Source organism: Mesorhizobium sp. M1E.F.Ca.ET.063.01.1.1, assembly GCF_003998155.1.
Lineage (GTDB): Bacteria > Pseudomonadota > Alphaproteobacteria > Rhizobiales > Rhizobiaceae > Mesorhizobium.
On record NZ_RZSC01000362.1, the window covers coordinates 1 to 5817 of the forward strand.

Annotated in this window: 6 protein-coding genes and 1 pseudogene; all 7 read left to right on the forward strand. The window is 62.1% G+C overall.

The annotated features are described in order from the left end of the window. Positions 1 to 400: ABC transporter permease subunit (locus EOA29_RS22480; RefSeq protein WP_127221577.1), on the forward strand; the 400-nt coding region annotated here is incomplete at its 5' end. Then, positions 397 to 1200: a phosphate ABC transporter ATP-binding protein PstB gene (gene pstB, locus EOA29_RS22485; protein WP_126091557.1), complete on the forward strand. Its 804-nt coding sequence runs from the start codon at positions 397 to 399 to the stop codon at positions 1198 to 1200. The genes EOA29_RS22480 and pstB, both read left to right, overlap by 4 nt. Positions 1201 to 1220: 20 nt before the next feature. Beyond that, entirely contained in the window at positions 1221 to 1928 is a 708-nt protein-coding gene (gene phoU, locus EOA29_RS22490) for a phosphate signaling complex protein PhoU (protein WP_126091558.1), read from the forward strand. A gap of 19 nt (positions 1929 to 1947) precedes the next feature. Next, the gene (phoB, locus tag EOA29_RS22495; RefSeq protein ID WP_006328038.1) at positions 1948 to 2637 is read left to right on the forward strand and encodes a phosphate regulon transcriptional regulator PhoB; all 690 of its coding nucleotides are present in this window, start codon (positions 1948 to 1950) and stop codon (positions 2635 to 2637) included. Positions 2638 to 3077: 440 nt separating this feature from the next. Continuing rightward, entirely contained in the window at positions 3078 to 4109 is a 1032-nt protein-coding gene (locus tag EOA29_RS22500; RefSeq protein WP_126091559.1) for a medium chain dehydrogenase/reductase family protein, read from the forward strand. Positions 4110 to 4317: 208 nt separating this feature from the next. Then, positions 4318 to 4699: pseudogene (locus tag EOA29_RS22505) on the forward strand (LysR substrate-binding domain-containing protein); the annotation flags it as partial. A 198-nt stretch (positions 4700 to 4897) separates the two neighbouring features. After that, a partial coding sequence (locus EOA29_RS22510; RefSeq protein WP_145969745.1) for an adenylate/guanylate cyclase domain-containing protein occupies positions 4898 to 5817 on the forward strand: 920 nt, incomplete at its 3' end.

The following is a 5817-nucleotide window of genomic DNA, read 5'->3' on the forward strand; positions in this document are numbered from 1 at the left end:
GATCCCCGTCGTGGTGCGCACCACCGAGGACATGCTCAACCTTGTGCCCAACGCTCTGCGCGAAGCCGGCACTGCCATCGGCGCGCCGCGCTGGGTGGTGATCCGCTCGGTCGCCTATCGCGCGGCGCTTTCCGGCATCGTCACCGGCATCCTGCTGGCGATCGCCCGCATTTCCGGCGAGACGGCGCCGCTGCTCTTCACCGCGCTCAACAACCAGTTCTGGTCGAGCAATCTCAATGCGCCGATGGCCAGCCTGCCGGTGACCATCTTCCAGTTCGCGCTGAGCCCCTATGAGGAGTGGCAGCAACTGGCCTGGACGGGCGCACTCATAATCACCCTGACGGTTCTCGGGCTGAGCATCTTCGCCCGCAGCCTTACCGGACGCAGAGAGGACAGATGAAACCGATGTTGTCCACCGACCTGAACGTAGCCGACACCGTCGTCGAGAAGGCCAAGATCGAGGTCAAGAACCTCAACTTCTACTATGGCCAGTCGAAGGCGCTGAAGGACATCAACCTGTCCTTGCCCGAACGCAGCGTCACCGCCTTCATCGGCCCGTCGGGTTGCGGGAAGTCGACGCTGCTGCGCGTGCTGAACCGCATCTACGAGCTCTATCCGAAGCAGAACGCCGAAGGCCAGGTGCTGCTCGACGGCAAGAACATCCTCGACCGTTCGCAGGACCTCAACCTGCTCAGGACCAAGATCGGCATGGTGTTCCAGAAGCCGACGCCGTTCCCGATGTCGATTTACGAGAACATCGCCTTCGGCGTCAGGCTGTATGAGAAGATCAGCAAGACCGAGATGGACAACCGCGTCGAGCAGGCACTGAAGCGCGCGGCGCTGTGGAGCGAGGTCAAGGACAAGCTCAACGCCAGCGGCCAGAGCCTTTCCGGCGGTCAGCAGCAGCGGCTTTGCATCGCCCGCACTGTGGCGGTGAAGCCGGAAGTCATCCTGCTAGACGAACCGTGCTCGGCGCTCGATCCGCTGTCGACGGCCAAGATCGAGGAACTGATCGACGAATTGCAGGCCGACTACACGATCGTGATCGTCACCCACAACATGCAGCAGGCGGCGCGCGTGTCGCGGCAGACGGCGTTCATGTATCTCGGCGAGCTGGTCGAGTTCGACCGGACCGAGAAGATCTTCACCTCGCCCCGCGAGAAGCGCACGCAGGACTACATCACCGGCCGCTTCGGCTGAGTTCATACGAGGATACCATCATGGCCGAACACACCGTCGCTTCCTTCGACGAGGATCTGAGGCAGATCAGCCAGCTCATCATCGACATGGGCGATCTCGCCGGCTCCATGGTCGGCGCTTCGACCAAGGCTCTGCTCAATTCCGACAACGCGATGGCGCAGCGCGTCGTCTCCGACGACGCCATCATGGATGCGCGCCAGCGCGAGCTCGACGACCGCGCCATCACGCTCATCGCCAAACGGCAACCCATGGCCGACGACCTGCGCAGCGTGGTCGGCGCGATCCGCATGGCCGGCGACCTCGAGCGCATCGGCGACCTCGCCAAGAACATCGCCAAGCGCGTCGGCTCGGTCGGCATCAGCGCCGCGCCGCGCGACCTGTCGCACTCCATCGACTCGATGGCGCAGCTGGTGCTGATCCAGGTCCAGGGCGTGATCGAGGAGTACACCGCGGGCGACGCCACGGCGCTTGCCAAGCTCAGGAACGACGACGAGCGCGTCGACGTCAAATACACCTCCGTCTTCCGCGAGCTCCTGACCTACATGATGGAGGATCCGCGCAACATCACGGCCTGCACGCATTTATTGTTCTGCGCCAAGAATCTTGAGCGCATCGGCGACCATGTGACCAACATCGCCGAGAACGCCTACTATGTGCTGACCGGCACGCAATTGCCCGCGAACCGTCCGAAGCAGGACGAGACGGCGATGCCGGCGCCGGCGGCCTGACAACGAAGGTACCTGCTGAATGATCGCGCCACGCATCATGGTGGTGGAGGACGAGGAGCCGCTGGGGGTGCTGCTCCGCTACAACCTCGAATCCGAAGGCTATCAGGTCGAGGTGGTGACACGCGGCGACGAGGCCGAGATCCGCCTGCAGGAAAACGTGCCCGACCTGCTCGTGCTCGACTGGATGGTGCCGGCGGTTTCCGGCATCGAGCTCTGCCGGCGCCTGAGGATGCGGCCAGAGACCGAACGGCTGCCGATCATCATGCTGACCGCGCGCGGCGAGGAGAGCGACAGAGTGCGCGGCCTCTCGACGGGCGCCGACGATTATCTGGTCAAGCCGTTCTCGACGCCGGAATTCATGGCCAGGATCAAGGCGCTGCTGCGCCGCGCCAAGCCGGAGGTGCTGTCCAGCGTGCTCAAGGTCGGCGACATCGTGCTCGACCGTGAATCGCACCGCGTCTACCGCAAGAAGAGCGAGATCAGGCTCGGCCCGACCGAGTTCCGGCTGCTCGAATTCATGATGCGGCATCCCGGCCGCGTGTTCTCGCGCAGCCAGCTGCTCGACAATGTCTGGGGCGAGACGATCTATATCGACGAGCGCACGGTGGACGTGCATGTCGGACGCCTGCGCAAGGCGGTCAACAATGGCCGCATGCCCGACGTCATCCGCACCATCCGCGGTGCGGGCTACGCGATCAGGGAAGACTAGGGCGGTTCACCGTTTCACGGAAACGGCGAGCCACTCCATCTCTTTGTTTTCACGCAATTGCGGACGGAAACCGCGCTTCACACTTTTCCTGGAATTGCTCTGGAGTCCCGCCCTCCCGATGGATCGAAATCATGTTTCAGGGGCAGAACTCAATAGCAGGCGGTTGCCGATGGCCGCGAAGGGGCCACAGGCAATGTCGGCTTCTGACCCAAACCTGTCGTTCGTTTCCGCTCACCCCCAACGGCAGCTGATGTGAGGCCATTCCAACTGCTGTCGCGGCTGCGTCCCAATGTCATTCTGCTCAAATGAGCAGTTGTTTGTTGGGTGGCGACCGATCTTCTCGTGGGGTTGATCTGGAGCAAGTCGCTCCATCCCAGCGCGCGCTACCTTTCCACTAGAGTTTGCCTCAGTGGAGGAGTCCAATTTGGACCGAGGTTGCCATGAAGTCTCTGCGCGTCGTTGTTCGCCACCATGGCGGACCTGAAGTTCTGGAGATCGTGGAGGAGGACGCGCCCCATCCGGCATCAGGTGAACTGCGTGTGCAAACAATCGCCGCCGGCGTCTCCTTCGCAGAGCTATTGATGCGGGAGGGGATTCATCCCGAGAAAACGACCCTGCCATTCACGCCAGGATGGGACATTGTCGGCATCGTCGATGAGGCCGGAGAGGGAGTGTCCCATGCCATGATTGGTAAAATGGTTGCGGCGCTTCCCATTCATGGTGGTTACGCCCAGTTCATTTGCCTGCCGGCAGATGAACTCACTCTGGTTCCAACTGGTGTCGATCCCGCCGAGGCAGTCAGCCTCGTGCTGAACTACGTTACGGCCTATCAGATGATGCATCGCCTTGGGCATGCCTCTCCGGGTCAACGGGTCCTCATTCATGGCGCCGCCGGCGGAGTCGGCACGGCTCTGCTGCAACTTGGCCGCCTGGCAGGTCTGGAGATGTATGGGACTGCATCTCTTGCAGCCCATCAGATCGTATCCGATCTCGGGGCCACGCCGATCGACTACGAGCGAGTTGACTTTGTCGAAGAGATTCATCGTCTGACAAACGACGGCGTGGATGTCGTCTTCGATGGGGTCGGCGAAGCCAATGTCTGGCGTTCGTTTCGTACTCTGAGGCCTGGTGGCCGCGTCATAGCCTATGGCTTCACTTCATTTCTGCAGAAGGGCCAACTGGCAGGGGGCTTGCGTTACCGTCTTCGCGGGATATTGCGACCTGCGTGGTACGCGGTCCGCGCTTTCGTTTCACCAGGCCGACGACGCATACTCCCCTACAGCATACAATATCTGAAACGGTGGAAGCTCGCTTGGTTCCGCGAAGATCTCGGCGTCTTGCTCGATCTGCTTCGCGACGGGAAGATCAAGCCGATGGTGGCCGACCGGATGCCATTGATTGAGGCTCGTCGCGCCCAGGAGCTGCTCGGTCAGGGAGGTGTCAAGGGCAAGCTCGTGTTGATCTGCAATTGACTGGCCACCCGACAAGGATCGCCGAGCCAGAGCAGAGCCTTTGAAACGCAAGTCGCCTCCGGCGTCGGCTTTGATCGTTTCAATGACTGCCTATGGCGCTGCGCTAAGCAGACACCCCGTCACGCCGTCTTCTGCGCCACCAGCCCCAGTTCTTCGACCATCGCCTGGCGCATCAAGAACTTCTGCGGCTTGTCGGTCACCGTCATCGGCCGGCGATCCAGCCTTCGCCTCGCCGCCGGTGCCGCCGGAAAGCCCGGCGCTGGAGCGGCTGATGCTTCTCGAGGAAGGCCACTGCCTGCGCGAGCAGGCGCTGGCGGTCTGCGGCAGCGTGCGGCCGGTGGCGATGGCAAGCTACGGCGCGACCAGCCTGACGATCCTTTTGCAGATGGTGGCGCATGGGCTGGGCGTGACGCTGGTTCCGGAAATGGCGGCAAGCGCCGCCAGCGTCATGCCGGACTTGAGGATCGTGCCATTCCAGGGAGCCGATGCCGCAGCGCATGATCTGCATGGCCTGGCGGAAGAACAAGGTGCGGCAGGACGAATGCATGGAATTGGCCAAGATCATCCGTGGACTGGACCAGACGGTTCTGGGGGTTGACTTGGCGGCGCTGGCGGGGCGTGAACTTGGCGGCGCCGATCAAAGGTCAGCCGTTGACCCTAAGTGGTCATTCAAGCGGACTGCGGATTAGCCCGGAAGCTCCAGCCGTGCTAGAGTTCGGTGATCGCATCGCCGGAGTGGAGCGCATTTGGCGCGACACCCTTGGCCATGAAGCACACACCGTGGTGCTATGGAACGCAAGCTTGCGGCCATTCTTGCCGCCGACGTCGTAGCTTACTCGGCCCTGATGGAGGCGGACGAGGGAGGGACCTTCGAGCGGCTTAGGGCCAGCCGTAAGGAGCTGTTCCAGCCGGAGATCAGCAAGCATCACGGGCGCATCTTCAAACTGATGGGCGACGGTTTGCTGGCTGAATTCGGCAGTGCAGTCGATGCTGTCGAGTGCGCGGTAACCCTTCAACGCGGCATGGTGGAGCGCAACGCAAGTGTCCCCGAAAGCGAGCGCTTCGAGGTCCGCCTCGGGATCAATCTGGGAGAAGTGATCGTCGAAGGGGACGATCGCTACGGCGAGGGTGTCAATGTCGCCGCTCGCCTGCAGCAGCTCGCTGATCCCGGCGGCGTCTGCGTTTCAGAGAAGGTGTCCAAGGAGGTCGAGAAGAAGCTGGCGTTTGAGTTCGAACCCATGGGCGGCCAGCGGGTGAAGAATATAGCCGAGCCGATATACTGCTATCGCGTAAACTTGCAGTCTGTCAGAGCCTCTTCGGCCGGTCGACCGGTATCGCTGGAATTGCCCGACAGGGCGGCCGTCGCCGTCTTGCCTTTCGCCAACATGAGCAGCGATCCGGAGCAGGAGTTCTTCGCCGAGGGATTGGCTGAAGACCTGATCACGGACCTGGCAAAGGTCCCCGGCCTTCTTGTGATCGCTCGCAACTCCTCGTTTGTCTACAAGGGAAGGTCGGTCGATGTCCGATCGATCGCGAGGGATCTCGGCGTCCGATATGTTGTCGAAGGCAGTGTGCAGAAAGCGGCGGCGCGCGTGCGGATCAACGCACAGCTTATCGACGCGCGCGAGAATACGCATATCTGGGCCGACCGCTTCGACGGCGAACTTGCCGATGTCTTCGCCTTGCAGGACGAGGTTGTCGGTAAGAT